Source organism: Phytobacter sp. SCO41 (genome assembly GCF_003073275.1).
In the GTDB taxonomy this organism is placed as follows: Bacteria; Pseudomonadota; Gammaproteobacteria; order Enterobacterales; family Enterobacteriaceae; genus Phytobacter; species Phytobacter diazotrophicus.
Genome location: NZ_CP027225.1, coordinates 76647 through 90328, shown reverse-complemented (window position 1 = coordinate 90328; position 13682 = coordinate 76647). Strand labels below are relative to the sequence as shown.

Here is a 13682-nt window from a genome sequence, read left to right as displayed (position 1 = left end):
TCCCTTTCCTTATTGCGAAAGAGGCGGGCGAACCCGCCTCCATGGCCTTAGTAGAGTGACGCTTTCCCGGTTGAGCCAAACAGCTTCATTTTGTAGCGGATCACCTCCCGCGCGGCGTTGATCGCGTCCGGGTAGATCACGTTCGGATCCCACCAGGTTTCGCGGGCGAGGATCTCACGCACTTTCTGGAAGTAAGCGTATTTCATGTCGCTGGAGATGTTGATTTTGCCCACCCCCAGGGTCACGGACTCGGCGATTTCCGCATCCGGGTTCGCCGAACCGCCATGCAGCACCAGAGGAATATCCAGACGCCCGGCAATGTCTCGCAGAATGTTCATTTGCAACTTCGGCTGCATGCCTTTCGGGTAGATACCATGCGCCGTACCGATCGCCACCGCCAGAGTGTCTGCCCCGGTGCGGGCAATAAAATCCTCTGCCTGTGCCGGGTCGGTATAGGTGACTTCCGACACACCGCCCTCCACGGACGTGCCCGTCTGCCCGATGGTGCCCAGTTCCCCTTCCACCGAAACGCCCACCGCATGCGCCAGGCGCACCACTTCTTTGGTCAGCGCCACGTTCTCCTCATAGGGCAGTAGCGAGCCGTCAATCATCACCGAGGTGAATCCACACTGGATCGCCCGCAACACATGCTCGACCGACGCGCCGTGATCCAGATGCAGGGTGAACGGCACCGGGCTGCGCATGGTGATATCGCGGACATAGCCGAAAAAGCTATCCCCGACAAAATCGTGTTCGCTGGGGTGGATGGAGATAATCGCAGGCGTGTTGGTGGCTTCCGCTTCTTCCACCACCGCGCGGATGAAGCAGCTATCCGCCACGTTGAACGCACCAATGGCGAAACCGTGTTGGCGGGTGGGTTTCAGTAACTCTTTCATCGAAATTAACATGTTAATTCTCCAGTTTCGGGGTGTAGCAAGCCCTGCCGGTGCGTCGTTGCAGAGGCATAAAAGGCGTAACAGAAAAAAGAATCAGGCTTTGCCGATAGCGCCGCTGGCCTGTAGATACGGGATAATGGCTTCTTCGCTGGCCTGCTCCATGGCGATCAGCACATCCACCAGTTCGCGGGAACTGTCATGACACAGGGTATGCAGCAGCGCGGCCTTTCCAGCTTCGAACACCGCCGCGCCGACATTGATCTTGGCGACGCCAAAGGATGGGCAACGCTGCATCTGGTCAAACGGAGTGCCGCTGCCGCCGTGCAATGCCAGCGGGACCGTCGATTTGCGGGCAACCTCTTCCAGGCGCTGAAAATCGATAGCTGGCGTGATGCCGGGGGCGTACATGCCGTGCGCGGTGCCGACGGAAACCGCCAGCAGATCAATCCCGGTCTGCGCAATAAACGGTTCAACGTCGGCGGCCTGCGTCATGAGATCCGCATTGGTGGCGTGGTCATAGCGCGGCGCATCGGCCAGATGGCCCAACTCCCCTTCCACACACAGCCCGGCGCTGGCGGCCAGCTCAACAACCGCGCGGGTCTGGCGGATGTTCTCTTCCAGCGGGAAGGCAGAGGCGTCAATCATCAGGCCGCTAAACCCGGCGCGAAACGCCTGACGAATGCGCACCGGATCTTTCCCGTGGTCAAGGGCCAGCGTGACCGGCACCGTGGCCTCGTCGGCCAGCGCTTTCACCACCGCCACGGCAACCGGTGGCGGGAAATGCGCCAGATGTCCCTGATACAGGTTCAGGATAATCGGCGCGCGATGTTTCTCGGCAACCCGCACCGCCGCGCGGGCACTTTCGAGGTTCATACAGTTGATGGCCAGAAGCGCATAGTGTTCACGCCAGGCTTTGGTCACCATACTTTTCATGTCGGCAAACATACGGTCTCCGTTTATTCCAGGGTGAAGGTGATCTCTTCGTCTTTCAGTTTCTTATCGCTAAGCTCGTCAAACTCTTCGTCACGTTCGGTCACTGGTTTCTTCCACAGCGAGAGCATCACGCCGCAGATAACCGTGCCTATCCCCAACGCCAGGCAGAACAGCAGCGGATGGGTAAACAGCGGCACCACAAACATGCCACCGTGTGGAACCGGGCTTTCCACGCCCCACACCATGATCAGGCCACCCGCAATCGCCGAGGCCACCACACAGGAGCCGACCACGCGCAGCAGGTCACGCGCCGCAATCGGGATAACCCCTTCGGTAATCATGCAGATCCCCATCGGGAAGGCGGCTTTCAGCGCTTCACGTTCCGCGCGGGTGTATTTGTGGCGCGTCAGCAGGAAAGAGAGGGTGATGCCGAACGGCGGAATAATGGAGCCGACAAATTTCACCGCTTCCGGCCCGTATACACCGCTGACCAGCAGACCATCGGCAAACAGCGACATGGTTTTGTTCACCGGGCCGCCGAAGTCAAACGTTGCCATCGCGCCAAGGATCGCCCCCATCAGGAAGCGAGAACCGCCCTGCATCGACTCCAGCATGTGGATCAGCGCTTCCTGCAGCCAGGCGATGGGTTTGCCAATCAGGGTCATCATCAACAGGCCGCCGATAATGGTGCTCAGGACGGGCAGTACCATGATGGGCATCAGCCCCTGCATGGATTTCGGCAGACGGATGTAGTGTTTAAGCAACAGGACGGTGTAGCCCACCAGGAACCCACCCAGCATCCCGCCGATAAACCCGGTATGAATTTGCCCACAGACAAAGCCGACAATCAGGCCCGGCGCGAATCCGGGACGGTCAGCAATGGAGTAGGCAATGGCAGCGCTGATCAGGGGGACAATCAACCCCATTCCCCAGCCGCCAATCTGATTGAGCATCCAGGGGATGGTGCCCGTTTTTTCTCCAACGTTTGTGCCGCCGAGTACCTGGCCGAGGGCAATACAGATGCCCGCCGCCACAATTAACGGAATCATCCACGAGATGCCCGTCAAAAGATGTCTTTTTATTTCCTGCGAAACAGGAACTTTATTTTCACTCATGTGACCTCCAGATAAGGATCACGCATTAGCTAATGATTTCTCGACCTTTTCAAGAAACTGAACGGGTGATTTAATGACAATTTCGGTTTTAACTCGCACGATGCGCTTATTAATGAAACGTTCTTCTCCTTTTATTTTGACATCGACCGCAAGAATAACGACGTCGGCTGCGGAAATATCTTCCGCCAATAACTCATTTTCAGTACCGATAGTGCCCTGAGTTTCAACTTTAATATTATGCCCAAGCGCTTTTGCGCCTTTAATTAACTTCTCGCGGGCAATATACGTATGTGCAATACCTGCCGTACAGGCAGCGACACAAACAATATTCATAACATGCTCCACTTTTTATTTAGCAAACATCGGATTCGGCATATTGACTAAACAAGTCAATAATCTTTTGTGGACTACGTTCGACCAGTAATTGCTCGATGATCTCTTCATCCGCCAGTGCACCCGCCACCTGAGAAAGCAGGCGAATATGCGTCGTATTTTGATCTTCAAGCCGTACAGCAAATAAAATAATGCAGCGCACATTACTGCCATCCAGGGTTTCCCAGGGAATATCCTGGCGTGTGCGTCCAATCGCCAGGGTGGTATTGACCACCGCTGAAGATTTACCATGGGGTATCGCGATATGGTTTTCGAAGCCGGTCGACCCTTCTGATTCACGTTGCCAGACATCCTGAATAAACGTTTCCCGGCAACTAATAGCGCCATCTTTTTGCAACAGGTCGGTTAATTCCTCAATCGCCTCCGTTTTATTCGTAGCTTTCATATCTAAAATAACGCGATTCGTATTCAGGATTTTTGTTATGTCCATTAAACATACCTCATGGATTCAGATATTAATGTTCGACGACCAGAGACGTCGCACGAAGCAATTTTTCCGTAATAACCGTTTCCGTCACACGCTTAATATCGGCATCATTAAAAAAGGCGGTGACGTATACCACTGGCAGAGCAATGGCCGGCAGATTGATCGTCGAGACAACCAGTTCAATATCGTCCGTCAGTACGGACGGCAGGCTTCCCGCAGAGACCACGCCAACGATGGTCCAGTCCGGGAAGGCGCGTAGAATGCGGCTTTTCAACAGATGTGAGGTTCCGATACCCGTCGAGCAGACCAGCAATACGCGCTTGCGGGCGATCTGTCGCTCCATCGCAGCCTGAAAATGGACGGTCAGATAACCGATTTCATCCTCCGACACCGCCTGTTCCCCCCAGCCGCTGAACACCCGATTCACCGCGCACTGGGTCAAGCGCCAGACGTCCTGCAATTCGCCTTTGATATCATCAAGCAGCGGGTTACGAATGCGAATCTGGTAATTCAGGCGGTTAATCAATGGTTTAATATGAATCAACAGCCCGTCATAGAGCGCGACATCCTGGCTAAAGTCGCTATCGACCATATCGGCGAAGGTCGCGATGAGCCGGTGAGTAATCAGCCGGGCTTCGTCGCTGGAGTGCATATGGCCAATCACGCTGACGTCGTTATGCTCTTCAATCACCACGCCGGACGAGATAATGTACTGATAAATAAACCAGACTTCGTCTTCCGGCAACGGGTGGGCGATGCGCTGTTCAATCCGCTGGATCATACGACTGGCAACGGCAAAGATGTTTTCATCAAAGGTACTGGCGTTGTCGTCTTTTTTTGGCAGCGCATTGCCGCGGGTAATGCGGTACATCATGATCAAAATATGGGTGAAGATATTGACGTAATAGGGTTCACCCAATGACCAGCAAAGATCGTTTTCCATCTCCTGCAATAATGACTGAACGAATAAAACATCTTCTTCACCAAAGTAATGGACCAGTGCGTTATAACTGCCCGGATCGAGGCGGGAATAAATTACGCTTCCCGGTTCGTTATGGTTAATAACACCATTGATCAGCGAAGCCATTGCCTGACGCACGCTACTTTCGCTGCCTTCGATATGCGTTCCGCTCTGGCTGCGAATTAACGTCAATCCCAGCGGGGCAATCCAGGACTCAATCACTTTCAGATCATTCACAATTGAGGCGCTACTGATAAAATAGCGTTCCGATAATTTGCTGATGGACGTTTCATGTGGCGTTTCGCTTAATAATTGCGACGCTATTTTCACGCGCCGGGAATTGTTCATCATGCCGTCTGCGTCATCACCTTCAGTGCCAAGCAACTGATCGAGGTGCAACAGGTCAGTGACATTGTCTGCGCTGAGCATGACCCCGGCACCGGCACGCTTATTAATGCCGATATTCCATTCTGCCAGCCACGGTTCAAGGATGCGTAAATCCCGCTGAATAGTTTTTTCCGATACATTTAAGTATTCAGCGATTTTCAACAATGTAATAAATTCCCTTCGCGGAAGAAGGAATTTCAATAATCTGTTTTGTCGCGAGGTAATCATTTGCATCATTTACCCTTACACAGATTAAAAATAATGATGAAGCTCTAAAACAGATAAGCTCCGCTTGCAATCCGTGATGATAAATATAAAAGGGCATTGAAATAACGACAATACTAAATCGTGTCCTGCCTTCCGGACAAAAAATAAGACAACAAGCGGGATCTCAGAGATATTTACAGCGCAGATCACACTTTTCGCGCTAATTAACGTGATAGCGCTCGCAAATATGGAGGAATAAAAAATTTTAAATAAGGTGATTTTTTTCGAGATGCCTGGAAAGACGTGGCGGGGTACGGGAGAAATGCCAGTGATTGTGCTGCTCCCGCCCCGCTGCACGCTCTGCGCCAGGGAAGCAAAGATGTCGCTGTGGTTGTCATGCTGGAAAATGGTCAACCGTGGCTAAAAGAGGTTGAAAACGTTCACAGACTCTACGGTTTGTGCATGGTGTGCACGAATTTAGCTACCGAATTGCGCTTGTTGTTTACTATAACGGCGATTGTGCCGTAAAAGAAAATTTTAGTAACCACATGAATAAGTTAGCATTTAACTTAAACGTATGGAAAAGCGGACAGCAGACCGAGAAAAAAGTGTGATGGGGGATGTGGTAAATGGTTGAAAGTGGCTATAATGCGCCCCGCCTCCATGTAGCAATCGAGGCGCGGAAGATCGTCGTCTCCGGTGAGGCGGCTGGACTTCAAATCCAGATGGGGCCGCCAGCGGTCCCGGGCAGGTTCGACTCCTGTGATCTTCCGCCAAAGTTCCTCATATATATCCCCCCATACGTTAATTTTAAAGAAAAGACGGTAACTCATTTTCTTTTAAACTTAGCGCATGATTTATCATCAGAATCACAATCAAAATGTATAAATAAAGCATTTGAGTTGATAGCTACATCAGAAAAATAGCGATGTGAATCGTTCTTTTGATTCTATTAAAGGTGTGATCTCGAATAACCCAGATGCGGCGCAACGCCTTATCTGGGCTACCGTTCGTAGCCCCGGTAAACGCAGCGCCACCGGGGTTTTGGTGCCCAGAAATACGCTCAAATCATATTCTATTTTTTTGAACGTTATCGGCAAATACTTTAGATTTTCATCACCCAATGGTCGGTCTATTATCTATCACATCAGCGCAACACGCCCTATCCCGAACAAATAACTTAAGGAATACGACCATGAAATCCATCAAAATTTTCGTTGCAGTTGCTGCTCTTTCCGTAATGTCTTTCGGTGCTTTCGCACAAAGCGTAACCGCAAGCTCCTCCACCATCGACGGTGCAGAAGCCAAAATTGCAGCGCAGGCACACCAGGCCGGTGCGTCTTACAAAATTACCGAAGCGACCGTGAACAACGTTGTTCACATGACCGCTGAACTGAGTAAATAAGACCGAATGGTCGCAGAGGGAACTGCCGGACAGGTCGCCGCAAGGCGGCCAGGTTCGCCCTCAAAGAAAACCCTTCAGGCCCCTTCGGGGGCTTTTTTGCGTTTGTGGTTCGGTAAATATTGCTCTGGTGGATCCCCGGATGGCGGCGCAGGTATCTTGTCGGTCAATAGGTGTTATGCCCATATCAGTTGTTCACCTAATGAACCGCAGGCTGTGTTTCTGGCATACTTGATAGATTCGGCTCGCGATTCGGAGGTGGCATGACAAATGGAGAATTAACCCAATCCCCCGCAGGTGAATTCTTAATGTTTACCAGCGGCGACGGGAAAGTGCGTATTGAATGTCGCTTCGAGAACGATACTCTTTGGCTTTCTCAGGCAATGATTTGCGACCTGTATGGCAAAGCCAAATCCACTATCAGTGGGCATATAAAGAATATCTTCGAAGACGCAGAGCTGGACGAAAATTCAGTTGTTCGGTTTTACCGAACAACTGCCGTCGATGGAAAAACATACAATGTTCAATTCTTTAGTTTGCCGCTAATTCTCGCCATCGGCTACCGCGTCCGTTCCATTCGAGGCACGCAATTCCGCCAGTGGGCAACACAAACGCTTCAGGAATACCTTGTTAAAGGTTTCGTGATGGATGATGAGCGTTTGAAAAATCCACCCGTGGGTTCTTCAGCTGTTCCCGATTATTTCGATGAGATGCTCGAACGCATCCGCGATATCCGTGCCAGTGAACGCAGGGTTTATTTACGGGTTCGTGAGATCTTGGCCCTTGCCGCTGACTATCAACCTTCGCTCAAAGAAACCACGCTTTTTTTTCAAACCATCCAGAACAAACTGCATTTTGCCTGCACCGGCCATACTGCGGCGGAGCTCATCAACCAACGCGCTGACGCCAGTAAACCGCATATGGGGTTGACCAGTTACAAAAGTGAAGAAGTGCGCAAAAGCGATGTCACGGTAGCCAAAAATTATCTCAATCCTGAAGAGATCGGCGAACTCAATCGCGTGGTCAATATGTGGCTGGACTTTGCCGAAGACCAGGCCCGCCGACGCAAACAGGTTTTCCTGCATGACTGGCAGATAAAATTGGATCAGTTTCTGCAATTTAACGACCGTGAGGTGTTAAAGGACGCGGGTTCAGTCAGTAAGAAGGCCGCTGTCGAAAAAGCACAGACTGAATATGTTCAATTTGCCGAGCAGCAACGTCGCCTGAAGGAAGCTGAGGGTGAAAAAGATATCGCGGGATTGGTCAAATGGGAAACAAAGGCCGGGAAATAGCATTTAACCTGGCAAGTATCGCGCCGCCAGGTTCCTTCCCGGATGCGGCGTAAAAACCTTATTCGGGCTACAAACACCTTTCATCCAACACTCACAAACACGCTAAAATAATTTTCTATTTTTTTGAACGTTATCGGCAAATAGTTTAGATTTCCATCATCCAATGGTCGGTCTATTATTTATCACATCAGGGCAACACGCCCTATCCCGAACAAATAACTTAAGGAATACGACCATGAAATCCATCAAAACTTTCGTTGCAGTTGCCGCTCTTTCCGTAATGTCTTTCGGTGCGTTCGCTCAGAGCGTGACCGCAAGCTCCTCCACCATCGACGGTGCAGAAGCCAAAATTGCAGCGCAGGCACACCAGACCGGTGCGTCTTACAAAATTACCGAAGCGACTGTGAACAACGTTGTTCACATGACCGCTGAACTGAGCAAATAAGACCGAATGGTCGCAGAGGGACCTGCCGGACAGGTCGCCGCAAGACGGCCGGTTTCGCCCTCAACCAGACAACCGTTCAGGCCCCTTCGGGGGCTTTTTTGCGTTTGCGGTTTGGTGAATATTACGCGGTGGATCCCCGGATGCGGCGCAAGCGCCTTATCCGGGTTATATCTGTTGCCACCAGACTTACAAATATTCATCTAAAGAAGAGGAAAAGTGACCAAATAAAGTGTTGGTATCAGGGACACTAACTCCAAGACCCTTTGCAAAGTCACGCAGCCAGACCAGTTCGTCTTTCAGTGAAGTGACCAGTTCGTTTTCAATAATATCGTTTACCGTCGTGATATTTTTGATAAAACCGTCGCGGGTTAGCTCATGCTGTTTTGCCAGTTCGACTTTTTTATTTTCGAACGCTGCGGCTGCCCTTTTAATCTTCTCAGTCAACTTATCTTTAATTGAGGCGTCATGCTTAATCTGCTGCGTCGCCGTTTCAACCGTGCGGGAGGTACTGGCAGGGTTTTTGATGAGATTCAGCAATACATCCAAGTCAACATTTTGGCTCAGAATGGTCTGTTGAGAAGGCACTAACCCTGTATTCGCAGCGATTGGCGCTAAATACCGGGCATCATCTTTGTTGTTTTCGATAATGATAGATTGCAGTCTTTCCGGTAACCCCGGATTTTCAAGATACTCCGGAACGAAAAATGCACCAAAGATCCTGTTGAACATTAACTTGAATCCCTTATCTATCTTTCCGTAATTAAACTTACCAATTGACGGATTACACAATAAATCGTCGTGGTATTTTGTTGACGCAACCATTTCGTTGAAGAGGTCTTCACTAAGGTTTTCATTTCTGCAAAGCTTATTCTTGACCCGTTCATCGCGGTCGCCCGCCGATGTGTAATAACTTCTGGAATACAATGTCCGCTGTGCTTTTGGTGAAATATTAGGGTTAACGGTCAGACTCTCATCAATTCTGATTCGATTAATTGCCAGCAACATATCGCATACGCTTTCCCCAACGACCGGGTTCCGCGCCATAATCGCCAGCACATCGCTGTCTTTATGCCCGACCGCCATCAACTGTACCTCTTCGCAGAGCGACGCGTTCTGCATCAGGCTTTGCTGGGTGGCCTTCCGGCCATTCTGATACAGATAAACCTGCACGGTCGGCACCAGCGCGGGGTTGATGGCCAGCGCATCGCGCACCGCCGGGTTGCCTTCACTGGCAAGAATTTGCTGAGTCTCTGCCGTTAATTTCGGGTTCACCGCCAGGGTCGCCAGCGCCGCTTCATTCGTCACTTTCTGAGCAAACCGACGTTGCACCAGCGCGGAAAGATTGCGCCGCTCCGCCAGCGCCAGTAAAGCGTGAACATCGCCTTTGTCGAGCTGTGCCAGCAGCGCGCTGTCATCATTGCCGCCGCCAGCGCTCTCCTGCGCCGGTGCGTCGGGTTGCTTCTGCGCCTCTTCCAGGGCATCCACCACCGCGCTGTCATTGTCCTGCGCCAGTTGCTGTTTTACCTCTTCGGCCAGCGCCGGGTTTTTCGCCAGCGCGATACGCACCACGGATTTATTGTCCTTGAGCAACACCGCCTGCTGTGCGGCAGTGAGGGCCGGGTTAAGCGCCACGGCGGCTCTCAGTGCATCATTTTGCTCGTAGAGATACTCTTCACGCTGCGCTTCCGGGCAGTTGGCGTGACGTAACACCGCTTGCTGCAACGCACTGTTTTTACGCGATAACAGCGCATCCAGCACGCTCTCCACGCAGTGCGCTTTCTCTGCCAGTTGCAGCAAAATCTCATCGTTAAGCTTGTTCTTCTGAATCAGCGACAGCAGCAGGTTAGTTGGCGCGTTATGGTGTACGCAGGCCAGCGCCAGCGACGTTTTATCGTGAACCTCGCCAGTTTCCGCCGGGGCAATACAGGCCGACAGGATACGCGCGGTGCAATACGGGTTGCTGTATACCGCGTGGCGCACTTCCGCATAACTGTCTTTCGCCAGTTTTTCGAGCAGGTCTTCGCTGCACTCTTCTGCCTGCGCTACCCGCAAACGCTCGTGCGGGTTGGTGTCATCCGCCAGGCGGATCATCTCCGCCAGGCTGAGCCCATCGATATGCGACGCCGCTTTCAGCTTCATCTTCTCGAACAGCGCTTCATACTGTCCCACCTGGTCACGCAGGGTCTCACGCAGCGGAACCGTGCGCTCCAGCGCCCGGCACAGGCGGGAATAATCGATATTCACCCCGGCCAGAAACGCGCTCTCGCGGGCATCGTTCACCGCGTTTTGAATATCCGCTCCGGCAAAATTACGGCACAGCACCGCCAGTTGCTGTTGCTGTTCTGCCGTGAAGGTGTGCCAGGCTGCTTTCAGGTGGATACTGAGAATGGCTTTACGCTCAGCCAGATACGGGAAGCCGACGTAAAAGACATCGTCGAAACGCCCCTTACGTAGCAGCTCCGGCGGCAGTGCGGTAACGTTATTGGCCGTTGCCACCACAAATACCGCGCTGGTTTTCTCCTGCATCCAGGTCAGAAAATAGCCCAACAGCCGGGATGTCACTTCCGATGCATTAGAAGACCCGATCCCGACGAACGCTTTTTCCAGTTCATCCACCCACAGTACGCAGGGGCTGATGGTCTCAGCCATCGCCAGCGCCCGGCGCATATTGTGCTCACTCTCCCCGACGTATTTACCCAGCAGGGAGCCGATGTCCAGACGCAGCAGCGGCAGCCCGAACAGGTTGGCGACCGCCTTGGCGGTAAGGGATTTACCGCAGCCCGGCATCCCCGCCACCAGCACCCCTTTCGGTGCCTGCAACCCGGCCTCTTCCGCCTCCGGCAGACGCTGCAAAATGGCGGCTTTACGCTCCAGCCATTTTTTCAGGTTCTCCAGCCCGCCGATGTCCGTCAGGTTCTCACGCACCTTGACCATTTCCAGCACGCCGCTTTTACCGATGATCTGCTCTTTTTCCTGGAGCAGCGCGGCGAGCGCTTTCTCGTCAAGCTCACCGTGTTTTTCCACAGCAACGGCCAGAGACTGGCTAATCTGGCTGGCGGTCAGGCCGGTCAGCGTGGTGCTGATCCTGTTAAGCAGCGCGTCAGACACGGTTAACCGACGCTCGCGGGCGAACTGTTCCGCCTGCTGGCGAATGGCCTCGCGGCGCGGAAGCGGCAATTCAACCAGAGTAATCAGCGGTTCAATCAGTGAGGGGATGTCCACGCGGTCATCCACGCAAACCACGCAGCACTCACCGCTGTGGTGACGGCGGATACGCAGCAACAGTTGTTGCAGACGCGCGGCCACCAGTGGCGAGGAGTCCAGCACGGTTCTGATATTGCGAAACACCAGGATGGTATTTTCCAGATCATCATCCAGCAATCCGGCCAGCATCTGATCGGCCTGTGGAGGGGCTGAAACACCGGAAGCCACCAGCGGATGACGATCGTCGAAATCCACCCAGCCCCAGGCTAGGTTCCATTCCCGCAGCCGAAAAGCGGTCTCTTTGGCCACCGCACTTAACAACGTATCAATGCGATCATCTTCACCGCTGTGCAGATAAAAACCCGCGTGTCCGGCGCGGATCCAGGTTACCAGCCGGGTCGTTAACAGACTGTCCATTCTTCCCCCTTACCAAAAACTGCTCAGGAAACTGCCCACGGAACTGACGACGCTCGAGACGCCCCGCCCAATCGCAGACACGCTATCGACAACCGCAGAAACCGCGGCTTTGGCGACCGATTTCCCGGCCTTGTAGACTTTATCCGCCACAGTACTGCCCAGCATCCCGCCAATGACGCCGCCCGCCAGACCACCCAAAAAGGTGCCCACCGGGCCGAAAACAGTACCGATAGCCGCGCCAATTCCGACGCCCGCCTCCGCCGCTGCGATGCCTGCCACAGTTGTAACGGTGGTGTTGGCGACGCGATCCAGCGCCTCTTCTTTGGAGATGTTGCCTTTCGCCAGGTCGTAGAGGTTCTTGAGGTTATCCACCGCCACCGAACCGATCATCGCAATGCGTCCGGCTGGCGTGTTTTTCATCACGCTGCCCAAAAAGCCCCGGCGGGAGGCCACCAGCAACGCCCCTGAGGTGGCAACGGTCAGCATGGTGCTGCCAGCGGTCTTGAGTGAGTCTTCGACAAACTCCTGCACATCTTCTCCCGCCGATGCGTTTTCCTTGCCGGTAAGGCTGTTCCACAGGCGACGAGCCAGAATGCGCCCACCCTGGAAGCAGACCCCGAGGCCAGCCGCCACCAGGGCGGTTTTGCCAATCTGTTTGCCAACGGTGATGGCATCCGCGTTATGCCAGTCCATCTCGCTGATCTGTTTCTCTTTATGCGCCTTCTCGCGCTGGCGGACCGCCTCTTCTTTCGATAACGGCGTGGATTCCACTCCGTCATAATCAATGGTTTCCACCGCTTTACGCTGCATATCCGCCGAGTGCCCTTCCGGCACCAGGGAACCCTGGCCGCGATAATCGCCGTGCTCGAACAGTTTTTCCGTGCTGCCCGCATCCGCGCCATATTTCGCCTGGTAGCGACGCACAACTTTGCCACTGCCATCTTTGATCTGAATATCCACGGAGTTTTTGCCGAACGCCTTGCCCGGTTTCACCACCAGTTCAGCCCGCGCCGAGGAACCTGCTGCCTTCGCGTTGATATTAAAGGTGTTGACGTGGTGCACCTCGGCGATAAACCCGTCGAGATTGCGCGCCATGCTGATCTGCCCGTCGTTGCGGGTGATAGTGTCGCGCAGCAGGTTATTGGCATGCGTCAGCGCATTATCAATTGATTGCCCGTACTCCCCGGTGCTGAGCACGCCATGGCGCTGGGCCGAATGCTGCATCTCTTTGCCCAGCCAGTTGTCGCGGCTTTTGCCCTTCTGCCGTGCGGCTTTCAGGGACGCTTTCAGTTCTTGCTGGCGTTTTACAGTTTCGACGATTTCGCCGGCATCGCGGGTGAGCGCGTCGTCATTCGCCCACAGTTCCGCATGCTGGCGAAACTGCACCTGTAGCCAGATAAGCGGGTCGGCATCCGACGAATGGCTCGCCTGCTGCGTAAACTGTCGCAGCAGTTGCGTCGTCGCCTGCGGATCGCCACCCGCATCGCGCCATGCTGCGTCCATATCCTCCGCCAGTTGTTCCTGATGTGTCTCGTCTAAGAGATCTAACGGTGCTGGCGTCGCGCGATGTTGTTCGCTAATTACGTCATTTTCAGCCATGTGT

At 53.3% G+C, this 13682-nt stretch carries 11 protein-coding genes and 1 tRNA gene; 4 read left to right on the top strand and 8 right to left on the bottom strand.

What is annotated here, in order from left to right:
• Positions 1-47: 47 nt before the first annotated feature.
• From C5523_RS00440 to C5523_RS00415, 6 genes are all read right to left on the bottom strand, one after another.
• Positions 48-908, bottom strand: a complete 861-nt coding sequence (locus tag C5523_RS00440) for a ketose-bisphosphate aldolase (protein ID WP_039080099.1) — start codon at positions 906-908, stop codon at positions 48-50.
• A gap of 81 nt (positions 909-989) precedes the next feature.
• Complete coding sequence (locus C5523_RS00435) at positions 990-1841, bottom strand: class II fructose-bisphosphate aldolase (protein ID WP_039080098.1); 852 nt, start codon at positions 1839-1841, stop codon at positions 990-992.
• An 11-nt stretch (positions 1842-1852) separates the two neighbouring features.
• Positions 1853-2944: a PTS fructose transporter subunit IIC gene (locus C5523_RS00430; protein WP_039080097.1), complete on the bottom strand. Its 1092-nt coding sequence runs from the start codon at positions 2942-2944 to the stop codon at positions 1853-1855.
• Positions 2945-2962: 18 nt separating this feature from the next.
• Positions 2963-3277, bottom strand: a complete 315-nt coding sequence (locus C5523_RS00425; RefSeq protein ID WP_039080096.1) for a PTS fructose transporter subunit IIB — start codon at positions 3275-3277, stop codon at positions 2963-2965.
• A gap of 19 nt (positions 3278-3296) precedes the next feature.
• Entirely contained in the window at positions 3297-3767 is a 471-nt protein-coding gene (locus C5523_RS00420) for a PTS sugar transporter subunit IIA (RefSeq protein WP_039080095.1), read from the bottom strand.
• 25 nt (positions 3768-3792) lie between these two features.
• The gene (locus C5523_RS00415; protein WP_107222655.1) at positions 3793-5346 is read right to left on the bottom strand and encodes a transcription antiterminator; all 1554 of its coding nucleotides are present in this window, start codon (positions 5344-5346) and stop codon (positions 3793-3795) included.
• Positions 5347-6000: 654 nt separating this feature from the next.
• Between C5523_RS00415 and C5523_RS00405 the strand changes: the two genes are divergently transcribed.
• The 4 genes from C5523_RS00405 (at position 6001) to C5523_RS00385 (ending at position 8458) form a co-directional block, all read left to right on the top strand.
• A tRNA-Sec gene (locus C5523_RS00405) sits at positions 6001-6095 on the top strand.
• A 419-nt stretch (positions 6096-6514) separates the two neighbouring features.
• Positions 6515-6724, top strand: coding sequence for a DUF1471 domain-containing protein (locus C5523_RS00395; RefSeq protein ID WP_108700433.1), 210 nt, complete (start codon positions 6515-6517; stop codon positions 6722-6724).
• 260 nt (positions 6725-6984) lie between these two features.
• Positions 6985-8013: a virulence RhuM family protein gene (locus C5523_RS00390; protein WP_155525379.1), complete on the top strand. Its 1029-nt coding sequence runs from the start codon at positions 6985-6987 to the stop codon at positions 8011-8013.
• A gap of 235 nt (positions 8014-8248) precedes the next feature.
• Entirely contained in the window at positions 8249-8458 is a 210-nt protein-coding gene (locus C5523_RS00385; protein ID WP_108700431.1) for a DUF1471 domain-containing protein, read from the top strand.
• A gap of 186 nt (positions 8459-8644) precedes the next feature.
• Here the strand turns inward: C5523_RS00385 and C5523_RS00380 are convergent, their stop codons facing one another.
• Together C5523_RS00380 and C5523_RS00375 are read right to left on the bottom strand one after the other, a co-directional pair.
• On the bottom strand, positions 8645-12079 hold the full coding sequence (locus C5523_RS00380; RefSeq protein WP_108700430.1) for an AAA family ATPase: 3435 nt from the start codon (positions 12077-12079) through the stop codon (positions 8645-8647).
• Between the two features lie 9 nt (positions 12080-12088).
• The gene (locus C5523_RS00375; protein ID WP_108700429.1) at positions 12089-13678 is read right to left on the bottom strand and encodes a hypothetical protein; all 1590 of its coding nucleotides are present in this window, start codon (positions 13676-13678) and stop codon (positions 12089-12091) included.
• Between the last annotated feature and the right edge of the window lie 4 nt (positions 13679-13682).

Coding starts and splice junctions, on each gene's coding strand:
- C5523_RS00385 (WP_108700431.1), top strand. CDS start 8,249: ATGAAATCCATCAAAACTTTCGTTGCAGTTGCCGCTCTTTCCGTAATG.
- C5523_RS00395 (WP_108700433.1), top strand. CDS start 6,515: ATGAAATCCATCAAAATTTTCGTTGCAGTTGCTGCTCTTTCCGTAATG.
- C5523_RS00425 (WP_039080096.1), bottom strand. CDS start 3,277: ATGAATATTGTTTGTGTCGCTGCCTGTACGGCAGGTATTGCACATACG.
- C5523_RS00415 (WP_107222655.1), bottom strand. CDS start 5,346: ATGCAAATGATTACCTCGCGACAAAACAGATTATTGAAATTCCTTCTT.
- C5523_RS00420 (WP_039080095.1), bottom strand. CDS start 3,767: ATGGACATAACAAAAATCCTGAATACGAATCGCGTTATTTTAGATATG.
- C5523_RS00435 (WP_039080098.1), bottom strand. CDS start 1,841: ATGTTTGCCGACATGAAAAGTATGGTGACCAAAGCCTGGCGTGAACAC.
- C5523_RS00430 (WP_039080097.1), bottom strand. CDS start 2,944: ATGAGTGAAAATAAAGTTCCTGTTTCGCAGGAAATAAAAAGACATCTT.
- C5523_RS00390 (WP_155525379.1), top strand. CDS start 6,985: ATGACAAATGGAGAATTAACCCAATCCCCCGCAGGTGAATTCTTAATG.
- C5523_RS00375 (WP_108700429.1), bottom strand. CDS start 13,678: ATGGCTGAAAATGACGTAATTAGCGAACAACATCGCGCGACGCCAGCA.
- C5523_RS00380 (WP_108700430.1), bottom strand. CDS start 12,079: ATGGACAGTCTGTTAACGACCCGGCTGGTAACCTGGATCCGCGCCGGA.
- C5523_RS00440 (WP_039080099.1), bottom strand. CDS start 908: ATGTTAATTTCGATGAAAGAGTTACTGAAACCCACCCGCCAACACGGT.